Consider the following 15589-nt stretch of genomic DNA (forward strand, 5'->3'; position numbering starts at 1 on the left):
CGATTTCATGGATGCCCAGGCGCTTTCCGGGCGCCTGACCACGCGTTTCGCGGACGCGATGGTCGTCGTCGCGCCGGGCCGCGCCGAAGTCACGCTCGACGTCGCTTCGTCGCAGTGGCTCGCCACCGCGCTGGCGCTGCGCGACGAGTTCGGTTTCGAACAGTGCGTGGACGTCAGCGGCGTCGACTACCTCAGCTACGGCAGCGACGAGTGGGACACCGATGTGTCCTCCGAAGGCTTCTCGCGCGGCGTGGAAGGCAAGAGCGCCGGCCGTTTCGCCTGGGGCGAGCAACCCAACGGCGCCGCCGCCGCACCGGAGCGCCGCTTCGCCGCGGTTGCGCACCTGCTTTCGTGCCAGCACAACCTGCGCGTGCGCCTGCGCACGTTCGCCGACAACGATGACCTGCCGGTGGTGGATTCGCTCACCTCCGTGTGGCCGGGCGTGAACTGGTTCGAACGCGAGGCGTTCGACCTGTACGGCATCGTGTTCGAAGGCCATCCGGACCTGCGCCGCATCCTGACCGACTACGGTTTCGTCGGCCATCCGTTCCGCAAGGACTTCCCGCTGATCGGCAACGTCGAAGTGCGCTACGACAACGAGCGCAAGCGCGTGGTGTACGAGCCGGTGACGATCGAGCCGCGCGTGCTGGTGCCGCGCGTGATCCGCGACGACGCGCGCTATGAGACCGCGCAGGGCGAGGCCGCCCAGCGCGCCGAGGTGAAGAAGTGAGCGCCCAGCTTTCCAACGGAACCGTGAGCAACACCTCCGGCCTCGGCAGCGGTGCCGAGATCCGCAACTACACGCTGAACTTCGGCCCGCAGCATCCGGCCGCGCACGGCGTGCTGCGCCTGATCCTGGAGATGGACGGCGAAGTCGTGCATCGCGCCGACCCGCACGTCGGCCTGCTGCATCGTGCGACGGAGAAGCTCGCCGAGTCCAAGCCGTTCAACCAGTCGATCGGCTACATGGATCGACTGGACTACGTGTCGATGATGTGCAACGAGCACGCCTACGTGCGTGCGATCGAGACGCTGCTTGGCGTCGAGGCGCCCGAGCGCGCGCAGTACATCCGCACGATGTTCGACGAGATCACCCGCATCCTGAACCACCTGATGTGGATCGGATCGAACGCGCTCGACCTGGGCGCGATGGCGGTGTTCCTGTACGCGTTCCGCGAGCGCGAAGAGCTGATGGACTGCTACGAGGCGGTCTCCGGCGCGCGCATGCACGCGACGTACTACCGCCCGGGCGGCGTGCACCGCGATCTTCCTGACTTCATGCCGAAGTACAAGGAATCGCCGTGGCGCAAGGGCGCCAAGCTCAAGCGCTTCAACGAGTGGCGCGAAGGCTCGCTGCTGGATTACCTGGAAGCGTTCACCGACGACTTCCCCAAGCGCGTCGACGAATACGAAACGCTGCTCACCGACAACCGCATCTGGAAGCAGCGCACCGTCGGCATCGGCGTCGTGTCGCCCGAGCAGGCGCTGGCGTGGGGCATGACCGGCGCGATGATCCGCGGTTCCGGCATCGCCTGGGACCTTCGCAAGAAGCAGCCGTACGCCAAGTACGCGCAGATGGACTTCGACATCCCGGTCGGCGTCAACGGCGACTGCTACGACCGGTATCTCGTACGCGTCGAGGAGATGCGCCAGTCCAACCGCATCATCAAGCAGTGCGTGAAGTGGCTGAAGGCCAATCCGGGTCCGGTCATGGTCGACAACTTCAAGGTCGCGCCGCCCAAGCGCGAGGCCATGAAGGACGACATGGAAGCCCTGATCCACCACTTCAAGCTGTTCTCGGAAGGCTACTGCGTGCCGGCCGGCGAGACCTACGCCGCGGTCGAAGCGCCCAAGGGCGAGTTCGGCTGCTACCTGGTCTCCGACGGCGCCAACAAGCCCTTCCGCGTGAAGCTGCGCGCGCCGGGCTTCGCGCACCTGTCGTCGATGGACGCCATCGTTCGTGGCCACATGCTGGCCGACGTCGTGGCGATGATCGGCACCTACGATCTCGTGTTCGGCGAAGTCGACCGCTGATCGCGGCGGCCCGTTGAGGAATCTGGACTAATGAAGGCGACCGGAAATTTCGAAGCCTGTCAGCACGTGGACCCGATGGTCGCGTTGTCTGACAAGACGCGCGCGCACATCGACCACTGGCTGGCCAAGTTCCCGCCGGACCGCAAGCGCTCGGCCGTGCTGCAGGGCCTGCATGCCGCGCAGGAACAGAACGGCGGCTGGCTCAGCGACGAGCTGATCGCGGCGGTGGCGAAGTATCTCGGCCTGCCGCCGGTGTGGGCCTACGAAGTCGCCAGCTTCTACTCGATGTTCGAGACCGAGCAGGTCGGCCGCCACAACGTCGCCTTCTGCACCAACATCAGCTGCTGGCTCAACGGCGCCGAGGACCTCGTGCGCCACGCCGAGAAGAAGCTCGGCTGCAAGCTGGGCGAATCCACGTCCGATGGCCGCGTCTACCTCAAGCGCGAGGAAGAGTGCCTGGCCGCGTGCTGCGGCGCGCCGGTGGTGGTCGTCAACGGTCATTACCACGAGAAGCTCGACGCCGCGAAGGTGGACGAGCTGCTCGACGGACTGAAGTGAGGCCCGGCTGAGATGGCGCACGATCATCACGATTATTCCCAGGGCTACGGTCCGGTCGGCCCGGCTCCGCAGGAGCACAGCGTCGTTTACACGACGCTGCACTACGACACGCCGTGGTCGTACGAGAACTACCTCAAGACCGGCGGTTACGCCGCGCTGCGCAAGATCCTGACCGAGAAGATGGATCCGGCCGCCATCGTCGACCTGGTGAAGGCCTCGGGCCTGCGCGGTCGCGGCGGCGCGGGCTTCCCGACCGGCCTGAAGTGGTCCTTCATGCCCAAGGGCAGCGGCACGCAGAAGTACATCCTGTGCAACTCGGACGAATCCGAGCCCGGCACGGCGAAGGATCGCGACATCCTGCGCTACAACCCGCATTCGGTCGTCGAAGGCATGGCGATCGCTTGCTATGCCACCGGTTCGACGGTGGCCTACAACTACCTGCGCGGCGAGTTCCACCACGAGCCGTTCGAGCACTTCGAGCAGGCGCTGAAGGAAGCGTACGAACACGGCTGGCTGGGCAAGAACGTGCTCGGCAGCGGCGTGGACATCGACATCTACGGTGCGCTCGGCGCCGGCGCGTACATCTGCGGCGAAGAAACCGCGCTGATGGAATCGCTGGAAGGCAAGAAGGGCCAACCGCGCTACAAGCCGCCGTTCCCGGCGAACTTCGGCCTGTTCGGCAAGCCGACGACGATCAACAACACCGAGACCTACGCGTCGGTGCCGGCGATCATCCGCAACGGCGCGGAGTGGTTCCTCAACCTGGGCAAGCCGAACAACGGCGGTCCGAAGATCTTCTCGGTCTCCGGTCACGTCGCGAAGCCGGGCAACTACGAGATCCGCCTGGGCACGCCGTTCTCCGAGCTGCTCCAGCTCGCCGGCGGCATGCGCAACGGCAAGAAGATCAAGGCCGTGATTCCGGGTGGTTCGTCGATGCCGGTGCTCCCGGGCGAGACGATGATGTCGCTCACGATGGACTACGACGCCATCCAGAAGGCCGGTTCGGGCCTGGGTTCGGGCGCGGTCATCGTGATGGACGAGGACACCTGCATGGTGCGCGCCTGCCAGCGCATCGCGCGTTTCTACTTCAAGGAAAGCTGCGGCCAGTGCACGCCGTGCCGCGAAGGCACCGGCTGGATGTACCGCATGCTGACCCGCATCGTCGACAAGCAGGCGACGCTGGAAGACCTGCAGATGCTGCGCGCCGCCGCCGGCCAGATCGAAGGCCACACCATCTGCGCGTTCGGCGAAGCCGCCGCGTGGCCGGTGCAGGGCTTCCTGCGTCACTACTGGGATGAATTCGAGTACGCGATCGTGAACAAGCGTTTCCTGGTCGACGACCAGCGCGCCGGCACGGTGGTGGAGAAGGTCGCCGCATGAGCGCACAGCCCGTAAATCCGAACCTGCCGCCCGACCACGTCACCGTCTTCATCGACGGCGTCGAGATGGCCGCGCCGAAGGGTTCCATGATCATCCAGGCCGCCGACAAGGCCGGCATTCCGATCCCGCGTTTCTGCTACCACGACAAGCTGGCCGTCGCGGCGAACTGCCGCATGTGCCTGGTCGAGGTGGAAAAGATGCCCAAGCCGGCGCCGGCCTGCGCCACGCCGGTCATGGATGGAATGAAGGTCTCCACGCGTAGCGACAAGGCGCTCAAGTCGCAGCGCAACGTGATGGAGTTCCTGCTGATCAACCATCCGCTCGACTGCCCGATCTGCGATCAGGGCGGCGAGTGCGAACTGCAGGACCTGTCGCTGGGTTACGGCCGCTCGGTGAGCCGCTTCGCCGAGCGCAAGCGCGTGGTGCCGGACGAGGACATCGGTCCGCTGGTCGCCACCGAGATGACCCGCTGCATCCAGTGCACGCGCTGCGTGCGCTTCACCGCGGAAATCGCCGGCACGTACGAGCTCGGCGGCATGTACCGTGGCGAGAACCTGCAGATCGGCACCTACGACGGCAAGCCGTTGACGACGGAACTCTCCGGCAACGTCATCGACGTGTGCCCGGTCGGCGCGCTGACCAACAAGGTGTTCCAGTTCAAGGCGCGTCCGTGGGAACTGATCGCGCGCGAATCGCTGGGCTACCACGACGCGCTGGGCAGCAACCTGTTCCTGCACGTGCGTCGCGGCGAAGTGCTGCGCACCGTGCCGCGCGACAACGAAGCGGTCAACGAATGCTGGCTGTCGGACCGCGACCGCTACTCGCACCAGGGCCTGTACGCGGAAGATCGCGCGACGGTGCCGATGGTGAAAGAGAACGGCGAGTGGCGTGAAGCCTCGTGGGAAGAAGCGCTGGCGAAGGCCGCGAAGATCCTGCGCGACAACGGCGCCGACCAGCTCGGCATCCTCGCCGGTCCCGCGACCTCGAACGAGGAGGGCGCGCTGCTGGCCCGGCTCGCCGAAGCGCTGGGCACGGGCAACCTCGACCACCGCATCGGTCAGCGCGACCTGAGCGACGCCGCGCACGCGACGACGTTCGCCGCACCGGTGGCCGACATCAACCACGCCGACGTCATCGTCATCGTGGGCTCCAACCTGCGCCACGAACTCCCGCTGGTGAACCAGCGCGTGCGCAAGGCCTGGACCCGCGGCGCGAAGGTGTACGTGGTCAATCCGGTCGATTTCGACTTCACCTACGACGTCGCGCAGAAGGCGATCGTGGCGCCGTCGCAGATCGCCGCGACGCTGGGCGACGACGGTCTGGTCGACATCGCGAAGAACGCGACGCGCGCCGTCGTGATCGTCGGTGCGCTGGCCGAGAACGGCCCGTACGCCGCGCAGATCCGCAAGGCCGCCGCCGATTTCGCCGCAGCCACCGGCGCATCGCTCAACCGCATCCCGCAGGGCGCGAACGCCGTCGGCCTGTCCGACTACGGCGTGCTGCCGACCTCGCGCGACGCGCAGTCGATGCTCGCCGATGCGCGTTCGGCGTACGTGCTGTACGGCATCGAGCCGGGCATGGACTTCGCCGACACCGCGACCGCGCTGAAGGCGCTCAACGCCGCGCAGGTCGTGGCGTTCAGCACCTTCGCGTGCCGTTCGACGCGCGCGGTCGCCGACGTGATCCTGCCGATCGGCCTGCTGCCGGAAATCGACGCGACGCTGACCAACCTCGACGGCCGCCAGCAGGCGACCGTCGCCGGCGGCAAGCTGCCGGGCCAGGCGCGTGCCGGCTGGCGCGTGCTGCGCGCGCTCGGCGGCGAACTGCAGGCGAAGGGATTCGATTTCGTCGATCTGGCCGGCCTGCGTGCGGGCATGCAGATGCGCGAAGTCAACGTCGTCGCCGGCAAGGCACCGACCGTGTCGGGCGAAGGCCTGGAAGTAGCCGCGAGCATGGCGATCTACCGCAGCGATGCGGTCGTGCGCCGCGCTCCCGCGCTGCAGTCGCATCCGCTCAACGTTGCGCCTGCGGCCGTGATGAATCCGAAGGATGCCTCCGCGCTCGGCTTCGCCGACGGCGTGGTGGGCAAGTTCAACACCGCCGCGGGCACCGCCACGCTGCCGGTGTCGGTCAGCGACAAGGTCGCGCCGGGTACCGTGTGGGTGGAATCCGGCCACGGCGCCACCGCGCCGATGTCGGGCCGCGTGCAGGCGGGGAGGGCATAAGCGATGTTTGATCCGTTCCGCGACTGGTTGCTGTCGTTCGGCAACATCGGCGCCATCCTCTGGATCGTGCTGAAGATCCTCCTGATCGCCATGCCGGTGATCATCACCGTGGCGTTCTACGTGGTCTGGGAGCGCAAGCTCATCGGCTGGATGCACGTCCGCCACGGGCCGATGTACGTCGGCATGGGCATCCTCCAGGCGTTCGCCGACGTCTTCAAACTGCTGTTCAAGGAAGTCATCCAGCCCACGCGGGCGGAGAACTTCCTGTTCAAGCTCGCGCCGCTGCTGGCTCTCGCGCCAGCCTTCGCCGCGTGGGCCGTGGTGCCGTTCGATTACCAGGTCGTTCTGTCGAACGCCAACGCGGGCCTGCTGTACCTGCTCGCGATGACCTCCCTGGGCGTGTACGGCATCATCCTGGCCGGCTGGGCGTCGAACTCGAAGTACGCGTTCCTTGGCGCGATGCGTGCCGCGGCGCAGGTGGTTTCGTACGAAATCGCCATGGGCTTCGCGATGGTCGGCGTGATGGTCGGCGCCGGCAGCCTCAACCTCACGGAAATCGTGATGGCGCAGTCCGGCAACGGCGGCTTCCTGGAGTGGTTCTGGGTGCCGATGCTGCCGCTGTTCGTCGTGTACTTCATCTCGGGCGTCGCCGAAACCAACCGCGCGCCGTTCGACGTGGTGGAAGGCGAGTCGGAAATCGTGGCCGGCCACATGGTCGAGTATTCGGGTTCGGCGTTCGCGCTGTTCTTCCTCGCCGAATACGCGAACATGATCCTGATCAGCTTCCTGACCTCGATCTTCTTCCTCGGCGGCTGGCTGAGCCCGTTCCACGGCTGGGGCATCCCGCTGCTGTCGGCCGACGGCTGGTGGTGGTTGCTCGCGAAGGTGTTCTTCTTCGCCAGCTGCTTCATCTGGTTCCGCGCGTCGTTCCCGCGCTATCGCTACGACCAGATCATGCGCCTGGGCTGGAAGGTCTTCATCCCGCTGACCATCGCCTGGATCTGCGTGGTGGCCGTGATGGCGTACTTCAAAATCTTCGAGCCCGGGGTGTAAGGGGCAGGCATGAACCGCATCGTTTCCTACTTCAAGAGCCTGCTGCTCATCGAGCTTTCGCAGGGACTCGCCCTCACGGCGAAGTACCTGTTCAAGCCGAAGTACACGCTGATGTACCCGATGGAAAAGACGCCGCAGTCGCCGCGTTTCCGCGGCGTGCACGCACTGCGTCGCTATCCCAACGGGGAAGAGCGCTGCATCGCATGCAAGCTGTGCGAGGCCGTGTGCCCTGCGCTGGCGATCACCATCGATTCGACCAAGCGCGAGGACGGCACCCGCCGCACCACGCGTTACGACATCGACCTGTTCAAGTGCATCTTCTGCGGCTTCTGCGAGGAGTCGTGCCCGGTCGATTCGATCGTGGAGACGCACGTGCACGAATACCACTTCGACCGGCGTGGCCAGAACATCGTGACCAAGCCGCAGCTGCTGGCCATCGGCGACCGCCTCGAGGCGGAGATCGCCGAGCGTCGCGCGGCCGACGCACCTTACCGCTGAGGCCTGACGAACATGGATCTCGCCCAGATTGCCTTCTTCGTCTTCGCCGCCGTCGCCACGATGGCCGCGGTCGGCGTCATCAGCGTCAAGAACCCGGTGCATGCGGTCCTGCTGCTGGTGCTGACGTTCTTCTCCGTCGCCTGCACCTGGATCATCGCCGGCGCCGAGTTCCTCGGCGTCGCGCTCATCCTGGTCTACGTCGGCGCGGTGATGGTGCTGCTGCTGTTCGTGGTGATGATGCTCGACATCGACGTCGCGCCGTTGCGCGAAGGGTACGTGCGCTACCTGCCGCTCGGCCTGGTCGTCGCCGTGATCATGCTGGTGGAAATGCTGACGCTGATCGGCGTCAAGGCGAACGTCGCCACCGGGTTCCCGGCCGACCCGTCGGCGGCCGGCAACACGCAGTGGATCGCGCGCGCGCTGTTCACCGACTTCCTGCTGCCGTTCGAGGTCGCCGCGGTCATCCTGACGGTCGCGGTCATCGCGGCGGTGATGCTGACCCTGCGTCGCCGCGTCGGCGCGCGTCACCAGAATCCGTCGGTCCAGGCGCGCGTGCGTGCGGCCGACCGCGTGCGCATCGTGAAGATGGACGCCGTCAAGCCGGCCGCGCCGGCGGAAACCCCGGCAGGGGAGGGCAAGCCGTGAGCGAATTCTTCGGCGCCGGGCTGGCGCTCGGCCACTACCTCGCGCTGGGCGCGGTGCTGTTCTGCATCAGCGTCGCCGGCATCTTCCTCAACCGCAAGAACGTGATCATGTTGCTGATGTCGCTGGAGCTGATGCTGCTGGCGGTGAACATCAACTTCGTCGCGTTCTCGCGCCAGCTGGGCGATCCGGCCGGCCAGGTGTTCGTGTTCTTCATCCTGACCGTGGCCGCGGCCGAAGCGGCCATCGGCCTGGCCATCCTGGTCACCCTGTTCCGCAACCGGCGCACGATCAACGTGGCCGAAATCGACACCATGAAGGGCTGAGGTGGAGCACGCAATGGAACACGCCATCTCCAAATCCGTCCTGCTGGCGGTCGTCCTCGCGCCGCTGATCGGCGCGATCGTCGCCGGCCTGTTCCGCCGCCAGGTGGGACGCGCCGGCGCGCACTGGGTCACCATCCTCGGCGTCGCGGTCAGCTGCGCGCTGTCGATGTACACGCTGTGGCAGCTGCTGCAGGGCGCCTCGCCGTTCAACGAGAACGTCTACACCTGGTTCCAGGTCGGCGGCATCGAAGCGCACGTCGGCTTCATGGTCGACAAGCTGACCGCGATGATGATGGTGGTCGTCACCTTCGTCTCGCTGCTGGTGCACATCTACACCATCGGCTACATGGCCGAGGACGACGGCTACCAGCGCTTCTTCAGCTACATCTCGCTGTTCACCTTCTCGATGTTGATGCTCGTGATGAGCAACAACTTCCTCCAGCTGTTCTTCGGCTGGGAAGCGGTGGGCCTGGTGTCGTACCTGCTGATCGGCTTCTGGTTCAAGCGGCCGACCGCGGTGTTCGCGAACCTCAAGGCGTTCCTGGTCAACCGCGTGGGCGACTTCGGTTTCCTGCTCGGCATCGCGGGCGTGCTGTACACCTTTAACTCGCTCGACTACGGCACCGTGTTCGCGCGTGCCGGCGAGCCGGCGCTTGCCGCGGCACAGCTGCAGAACGCGTGGCCGGCGCTGGCGCAGGCCGGCGGCTGGATGTCGTCGATCGGCGGCTGGTCGCTGATGACCTTCATCTGCATCTGCCTGTTCATCGGCGCGATGGGCAAGTCGGCGCAGGTGCCGCTGCACGTGTGGCTGCCGGACTCGATGGAAGGCCCGACGCCGATCTCCGCGCTGATCCACGCCGCGACGATGGTGACCGCCGGCATCTTCATGGTGGCGCGCATGTCGCCGCTGTTCGAGCTGTCCGAGACGGCGCTGACCTTCGTGCTGTTCATCGGTGCCACGACCGCGTTCTGGACCGGCCTGATCGGCATCGTGCAGAACGACATCAAGCGCGTGGTCGCGTACTCGACGCTGTCGCAGCTGGGCTACATGACCGTCGCGCTGGGCGTGTCGGCGTACAGCGCCGGCGTGTACCACCTGATGACGCACGCGTTCTTCAAGGCGCTGCTGTTCCTGGGCGCCGGCTCGGTCATCATCGGCATGCACCACGAGCAGGACATGCGTCGCATGGGCGGGCTGAAGAAGTACATGCCCATCACGTACTGGACGATGCTCATCGGCACGCTGGCGCTGATCGGCACGCCGTTCTTCAGCGGCTTCTACTCGAAGGACACGATCATCGAGGCTGCCGCGCACCACGCCCACGAAGCGGGCGGCTGGGTGGCGACGTACGCCTGGTGGGCGGTGCTGCTGGGCGCGTTCGTAACCTCGTTCTACAGCTTCCGCCTGCTGTACCTGACCTTCCACGGCAAGGAACGCTTCCACGATCCGGTGCCCGACCACTACGTCGCGCCGGAAGCGGATTCGACCGAGCACGAGGCGCAGCTCGCCGAGGAGCATGGTCACGACGGCCACGCCACGCACAACGCGCACAACGCGCACGGCGACAGCCACGGCCACGACGACCACCACGCGCACACGCCGCACGAGTCGCCGTGGGTGGTGACGGTGCCGCTGATCCTGCTGGCGATCCCGTCGGTGCTGATCGGCTTCTTCACCGCCGGTCCGATGCTGTTCGGCACCGACGTGATGGGCCATGCCGAACGCCTGCCGTTCTTCCTCGGTGCCATCGACCTGGCCGCGGCCCGCGACACCGTCGCGCTCGTCGGCGAAGAGGTGTGGCACGGTCCGGTCAAGTACGCGATCCACGGCTTCACCGCGCCGGTGTTCTGGCTGACCCTGGCCGGCTTCGTGCTCGCGACCATCATGTACTGGTGGAAGCCGGAGCTGCCCGCCAAGGCGCGCCGCATGTTCGCCTGGCCGGTGCGCGTGCTCGAGGAGAAGTACGGCTTCGACAAGCTCTGGATCGGCGGCTTCGCCGGCGGCGGCCTGGGACTCGGCAAGGCATCGCGCGCCATCGATTCGCACGTCATCGACGGTGCGGTGGTCAACGGCAGCGCCCGCGTCGTCGACCTCGTCGCCAACCTGACCCGCCGTATCCAGTCGGGTTATCTCTACCACTATGCGTTCGCGATGATCATTGGCCTGATTGCGTTGCTGGCCGTGCTGATCCGCTACTGGCACTAACTAGGACAAGGACCCGACGTGAACCCCGAGCCCTTGCAGAGCACTTCCTTCCTGCTCAGCCTGCTGATCTGGCTGCCGATCTTCGGCGGCCTGGCCACCATGGCCTTCGGCAACCAGCGCGCCGGTGCGGCGCGCTGGTTCGCCACCGGCATCGCCTTCATCACGCTGCTGGCGAGCATCCCGCTGCTCACCGGTTTCGACATGGCGACCGCGGCAATGCAGTTCGTCGAGAACCGCAACTGGATCCCGGCGTACGACATCCGTTACCACCTGGGCGTCGACGGCATCTCCGTCGCGCTGATCGCCCTGACCACGCTGACCACGCTGCTGGCGATGATTGGCGCGTGGACCTCGATCGACAAGCGCGTGGCGCAGTACTACGCCGCGTTCCTGATCCTCGAAGGCCTGATGGTCGGCGTGTTCGCCGCGCTGGACGCGATGCTGTTCTACGTGTTCTTCGAGGGCATGCTCATCCCGATGTTCATCATCATCGGCGTGTGGGGCGGTCCGCGCCGCGTGTACGCGTCGATCAAGTTCTTCCTGTACACGTTCCTCGGCTCGCTGTTCATGCTGCTGGGCCTGATCTACCTGTACCTGAAGGGCGGCAGCTGGCAGCTCGCGGACATGTACGCGCTGCCGCTGACGGCGACCGAGCAGATGTGGTTGTTCTTCGGGTTCCTCATCGCCTTCGCGGTGAAGGTGCCGATGTTCCCGGTGCACACCTGGTTGCCGGACGCGCATGTGGAAGCGCCGACCGCCGGTTCGGTGATCCTGGCCGCGATCATGCTGAAGATCGGTGGCTACGGCTTCATCCGCTTCGTGCTGCCGATCGTGCCAGACGCCGGCGCGGAGTGGGCGTGGCTGGTGATCGCGCTGAGCCTGATCGCGGTGGTCTACGTCGGCCTGGTCGCGCTCGCGCAGGACGACATGAAGAAGCTGATCGCGTACTCGTCCGTGTCGCACATGGGCTTCGTCACGCTCGGTACGTTCATCGCCTTCGCGCTGGTGCGCGAGGCCGGCAACACCGACGGTGCGCGTCTGGGCCTGCAGGGGGCGATGGTGCAGATGATCAGCCACGGTTTCGTGTCGGGCGCGATGTTCTCCTGCGTCGGCGTGCTGTACGACCGCATGCACACCCGCATGATCAAGGATTACGGCGGCGTCGCGAACGTGATGCCGTGGTTCGCCGCGTTCGTCGTGCTGTTCGCGATGGCCAACTCCGGCCTGCCGGGCACGTCGGGCTTCGTCGGCGAGTTCATGGTGATCCTGGCCAGCTTCCAGCAGCACCCGCTGATCGGCTTCGTCGCGGCCACCACGCTGATCATCGGCGCGGCGTACACGCTGTGGCTGGTGAAGCGCACCATGTGGGGCGAAGTGGGCAACGCGCACGTCGCCGAGCTGGAGGACATCAACCCGCGCGAAGCCATCGTGCTGGGCGTGTTCGCCGCCGGCGTGCTGATCCTGGGCCTGTGGCCCAAGCCCCTGACGGACCTGATGGAACCCTCCATCGCGAACCTGGCGACGCAGATCGCCGCGTCGAAGCTCTGAGGTTGTAGCGCAATGAACATGCCTGTCCGCTCCGCCGCCGACCTGCTGCCGCTCCTGCCGGAGCTGGTGGTGATCCTCGGCGCGTTCGCGCTGCTGATGCTCGACCTGTTCATCGACGAACGCCGTCGCGTCGTCAGCCATCTGTTCGGCATCGCCGTGCTCGCGGTCGCGACCCTCCTGGTCGCCACCGGCGTGGGCGGCCACGGCACCGTGCTCGGCGGCATGTTCGTTCGCGACACCGCGGCCGACGTGATGAAGGTGACGATCGGCGTCGTCGGCATCCTGGCGATGATCTACACCTGGCCGTACCTGCGCGCCCGCGAACTGTACAAGGGCGAGGTCTCGGTGCTGATGCTGTTCGCCACCGCCGGCATGATGCTGCTGGTGTCGTCGGGCAGCCTGGTGATGGTCTACCTCGGCCTGGAAATGCTGGCGCTGTGCTCCTACGCGCTGGTCGCGGTGGATCGCGACAGCCCGCTCGCCTCGGAAGCGGCGATCAAGTACTTCGTGCTCGGCGCGCTGGCCTCGGGCCTGCTGCTGTACGGCCTGTCGCTGATCTACGGCGCCACCGGCTCGCTGCAGCTCGATGAGATCGCGGTCGCCACGCAGCAGCGCATCGCCGAAGGCAACACGCTGATGCTGATCACCGGCGTGGTGTTCATCGTCGCCGGCATCGCGTTCAAGTTCGGCGCCGCGCCGTTCCACATGTGGCTGCCGGACGTGTACCACGGTGCGCCGACGCCGATCACGCTGTTCATCGGTTCCGCACCGAAGCTGGCGGCGTTCGGCATGACGTACCGCCTGCTGGAGATCGGTGCGCCCGCGTTCGAAGAGCAGTGGCGCCTGATGCTGGCCGTCCTCGCGGTCCTGTCGCTGGCCATCGGCAATCTCAGCGCGATGGTGCAGACCAACCTCAAGCGACTGCTGGCGTATTCAACGATCTCGCACGTCGGCTTCCTGTTCGTCGGCCTGGCCGGTGGCGGGCGCGAAGGCTTCGCCGCGGCGCTGTTCTACGCGATCAGCTACGCGATCATGTCGGCCGCGGCGTTCGGCGCGATCGTGGTGCTGTCGCGTCGTGGTTTCGAAGCCGATCGCATCGACGACTACAAGGGCCTCAACGCGCGCAACCCGTGGATGGCCGGCCTGGTGCTGTGCGTGATGGCCTCGCTGGCCGGCGTGCCGCCGTTCCTGGGCTTCTGGTCGAAGCTGGCCGTGCTGCGCGCGGCGCTGCAGGGCGACATGCTGTGGCTGACGATCGTAGGCGTCGTGTTCGCGGTGGTCGGCGCGTTCTACTACCTGCGCGTGATCAAGGCGATGTATTTCGACGAGCCGGAAGGGCAGGCGGTCGAAGCCACCGACAACCGTCCGCTGCGCATCGCGTTCGGCGTGAATGCACTGGCGCTGCTCGCGCTGGGCCTCGCGTGGAATCCGATCATGGCGTGGTGCCAGAGGGCGTTCGCGGGCTGAGTTATTTCGCGCAACCCGATTTGATTCATGAATCGGGGTTGCGCATGTTTTAGTCGGCCGTTATCATGGTCGGCCTGATGCGGGGTGGAGCAGTCTGGCAGCTCGTCGGGCTCATAACCCGAAGGTCGCAGGTTCAAATCCTGCCCCCGCTACCACGTTTATCTGAGCATCAGACGAAGCGGCGATCTCTGCAAAGGGGTCGCCGTTTTTGTTTATGACGCGCATACGGTCTCCAATGATGGCCAGCAGCGCCTCGCGGGCCGCCGGCAGTTCACGGGCCTCTTCAGCCAGGTTCGCCGCCAGCTTGCGCCAGACATCTCGCGCGCGCGGCAGGAAGGTCGCGGGCTGGAAGTCCTGTAGCGCCCCGATGTTCATCTTCGCCGCCTCGATGGCGGCCTCAGCCGAGGTCAGCTCGGCCTTGGTGCTGGGCGTAATGATCCCGGCGCGGATTGCCTGCATCACGTTGTCGCGCACGCGCTCGGCGTCCGCGAGCTTCCGCTTCGCCGCGGCCATGTCGGGCGCTGTCCGCTTCAGCCTCGCCGCTGCGGCGCGCTGGAAGGCCTCGAAGTGGTCTTCCCGCAGGAGCCGATCGCGCACCCCGGCGAGGATCTGGTCCTCCGCGCGGCGCCGGTCCACCCGAATCGAGCTGGCGCACGTGCCGCGGTCCTTGGCGATGGAGCAGGCGTAGGCGTACCGGTCCACAACGACCATCGGGCCACCGCACTCCCCGCAACGCAGGATGCCGCTCAGCAGGTGCCGCGCAGGCCGTCCGGCGCCGCCGGTGCCTTTCGCCCTGTGGTTGCGCCGCAGGCGCGCCTGAACGCGCTCCCACGTTTCCACATCGACAATGGCGAGGTCCGGGTGCTCCGTGGTGATCCACTCGCTCTCCGGGCGTTCCTGGCGAACACGGCGGCCCGTCTCCGGGTGCTTCACCCACCGGCTGCGGTTCCAGATCTGGCGGCCGACGTAGATGGGATTCGCGAGGATGCCGATGCCGCGGCGGATGTCGCCGTGGATAGCCGTCATCGCCCATGACGAGCCGCGCGCCGCCGGGACGGCATCCCGGTTCAAGGCCGCGGCGATCGCGCGCGGCGCGTGCCCGGCGAGGTAGTCGGCGAAGATGCGGCGCACGACGGCGGCCTGTGCTTCATCAATCACCCGCTGGCCGACGCCGGCGACTCGATAGCCGTACGGCAGCCCACCGGCGCTGGCGCCTTGTAGGGCGCGGCCGGTGAGCCCCCGGTGCGTCTTGTCCGCCAGCTCGTCAAGGTAGAGCTCGCCGATCATGCCGCGCATGCCGACCTCAAGCTTATGCCCCTTGCGGCCGGTGTCGACGCCGTCGCTCACGCCCACGAGGCGCACGCCGGCGAACGTCAGGCGCTTCACGGCCTTCGCTGACTCGACGCTGTCGCGCGATAGCCGAGACAGGTCATCGACCAGGATCACGTCGAACCGGTCGGCCTCCGCCAGCAGCAGGCGATAGCCAGGACGATCCGTGCGCGCGCCGCTCACCGCGGCGTCTGTGTAGATGGTTGGCTCCGGCCAGCCGTGGCGCGCCGCATAGGCGCGGCAGTTGCGCAGCTGGTCCTCGAGACTGGCTTCTCGCTGGGCGTCGGAGCTGTAGCGGGCGTAGGCGGCGATTCGCATTGCGG

General features: G+C 66.6%; 13 protein-coding genes and 1 tRNA gene. 13 read left to right on the plus strand and 1 reads right to left on the minus strand.

What is annotated here, in order from left to right; genetic code table 11:
* The first annotated feature begins 7 nt into the window (after positions 1-7).
* The 13 genes from AC3ANK_RS06390 to AC3ANK_RS06450 all read left to right on the plus strand — a co-directional run bounded on the left by AC3ANK_RS06390 (position 8) and on the right by AC3ANK_RS06450 (position 14092).
* Positions 8-730, plus strand: a complete 723-nt coding sequence (locus AC3ANK_RS06390) for an NADH-quinone oxidoreductase subunit C (RefSeq protein WP_484172851.1) — start codon at positions 8-10, stop codon at positions 728-730.
* Positions 727-2034: an NADH-quinone oxidoreductase subunit D gene (locus tag AC3ANK_RS06395; RefSeq protein WP_206859262.1), complete on the plus strand. Its 1308-nt coding sequence runs from the start codon at positions 727-729 to the stop codon at positions 2032-2034. The genes AC3ANK_RS06390 and AC3ANK_RS06395 overlap by 4 nt, the downstream gene beginning before the upstream one ends.
* 30 nt (positions 2035-2064) lie before the next feature.
* Positions 2065-2592, plus strand: a complete 528-nt coding sequence (gene nuoE / locus AC3ANK_RS06400; protein ID WP_484172442.1) for an NADH-quinone oxidoreductase subunit NuoE — start codon at positions 2065-2067, stop codon at positions 2590-2592.
* 12 nt (positions 2593-2604) lie between these two features.
* Positions 2605-3972 (plus strand): NADH-quinone oxidoreductase subunit NuoF, encoded by a 1368-nt coding sequence (nuoF, locus tag AC3ANK_RS06405; protein WP_192630374.1) that lies wholly within the window; start codon positions 2605-2607, stop codon positions 3970-3972.
* Positions 3969-6197: an NADH-quinone oxidoreductase subunit NuoG gene (nuoG, locus tag AC3ANK_RS06410; RefSeq protein WP_484172443.1), complete on the plus strand. Its 2229-nt coding sequence runs from the start codon at positions 3969-3971 to the stop codon at positions 6195-6197. The genes nuoF and nuoG overlap by 4 nt, the downstream gene beginning before the upstream one ends.
* 3 nt (positions 6198-6200) lie before the next feature.
* Entirely contained in the window at positions 6201-7250 is a 1050-nt protein-coding gene (gene nuoH / locus AC3ANK_RS06415; RefSeq protein WP_206859254.1) for an NADH-quinone oxidoreductase subunit NuoH, read from the plus strand.
* A 9-nt stretch (positions 7251-7259) separates the two neighbouring features.
* Positions 7260-7748, plus strand: coding sequence for an NADH-quinone oxidoreductase subunit NuoI (gene nuoI, locus AC3ANK_RS06420; RefSeq protein WP_206859253.1), 489 nt, complete (start codon positions 7260-7262; stop codon positions 7746-7748).
* Between the two features lie 12 nt (positions 7749-7760).
* The gene (locus AC3ANK_RS06425; protein ID WP_484172444.1) at positions 7761-8393 is read left to right on the plus strand and encodes an NADH-quinone oxidoreductase subunit J; all 633 of its coding nucleotides are present in this window, start codon (positions 7761-7763) and stop codon (positions 8391-8393) included.
* Between the two features lie 20 nt (positions 8394-8413).
* On the plus strand, positions 8414-8716 hold the full coding sequence (gene nuoK / locus AC3ANK_RS06430) for an NADH-quinone oxidoreductase subunit NuoK (RefSeq protein WP_206860365.1): 303 nt from the start codon (positions 8414-8416) through the stop codon (positions 8714-8716).
* Between the two features lie 13 nt (positions 8717-8729).
* Positions 8730-10922 (plus strand): NADH-quinone oxidoreductase subunit L, encoded by a 2193-nt coding sequence (gene nuoL, locus AC3ANK_RS06435; protein ID WP_484172445.1) that lies wholly within the window; start codon positions 8730-8732, stop codon positions 10920-10922.
* A 99-nt stretch (positions 10923-11021) separates the two neighbouring features.
* Positions 11022-12470, plus strand: a complete 1449-nt coding sequence (locus AC3ANK_RS06440) for an NADH-quinone oxidoreductase subunit M (RefSeq protein WP_484172852.1) — start codon at positions 11022-11024, stop codon at positions 12468-12470.
* 12 nt (positions 12471-12482) lie between these two features.
* Complete coding sequence (nuoN, locus tag AC3ANK_RS06445) at positions 12483-13937, plus strand: NADH-quinone oxidoreductase subunit NuoN (protein WP_206859249.1); 1455 nt, start codon at positions 12483-12485, stop codon at positions 13935-13937.
* Between the two features lie 78 nt (positions 13938-14015).
* Positions 14016-14092 (plus strand) — tRNA-Met (locus tag AC3ANK_RS06450).
* Here the strand turns inward: AC3ANK_RS06450 and AC3ANK_RS06455 are convergent.
* Positions 14049-15584, minus strand: a complete 1536-nt coding sequence (locus AC3ANK_RS06455) for a recombinase family protein (protein WP_484172853.1) — start codon at positions 15582-15584, stop codon at positions 14049-14051. The genes AC3ANK_RS06450 and AC3ANK_RS06455 overlap by 44 nt on opposite strands.
* Positions 15585-15589 lie beyond the last annotated feature (5 nt).

It is taken from the genome of Lysobacter sp. SCRH-1R, assembly GCF_057747855.1.

Bases quoted from the DNA above. Each gene is read 5' to 3' on its own strand.
- AC3ANK_RS06390 (WP_484172851.1), top strand. From the start codon at position 8: ATGGATGCCCAGGCGCTTTCCGGGCGCCTGACCACGCGTTTCGCGGAC.
- nuoN (WP_206859249.1), top strand. From the start codon at position 12,483: ATGAACATGCCTGTCCGCTCCGCCGCCGACCTGCTGCCGCTCCTGCCG.
- AC3ANK_RS06455 (WP_484172853.1), bottom strand. From the start codon at position 15,584: ATGCGAATCGCCGCCTACGCCCGCTACAGCTCCGACGCCCAGCGAGAA.
- AC3ANK_RS06440 (WP_484172852.1), top strand. From the start codon at position 11,022: ATGGCCTTCGGCAACCAGCGCGCCGGTGCGGCGCGCTGGTTCGCCACC.
- nuoF (WP_192630374.1), top strand. From the start codon at position 2,605: ATGGCGCACGATCATCACGATTATTCCCAGGGCTACGGTCCGGTCGGC.
- nuoG (WP_484172443.1), top strand. From the start codon at position 3,969: ATGAGCGCACAGCCCGTAAATCCGAACCTGCCGCCCGACCACGTCACC.
- nuoH (WP_206859254.1), top strand. From the start codon at position 6,201: ATGTTTGATCCGTTCCGCGACTGGTTGCTGTCGTTCGGCAACATCGGC.
- AC3ANK_RS06425 (WP_484172444.1), top strand. From the start codon at position 7,761: ATGGATCTCGCCCAGATTGCCTTCTTCGTCTTCGCCGCCGTCGCCACG.
- nuoE (WP_484172442.1), top strand. From the start codon at position 2,065: ATGAAGGCGACCGGAAATTTCGAAGCCTGTCAGCACGTGGACCCGATG.
- nuoI (WP_206859253.1), top strand. From the start codon at position 7,260: ATGAACCGCATCGTTTCCTACTTCAAGAGCCTGCTGCTCATCGAGCTT.
- nuoL (WP_484172445.1), top strand. From the start codon at position 8,730: ATGGAACACGCCATCTCCAAATCCGTCCTGCTGGCGGTCGTCCTCGCG.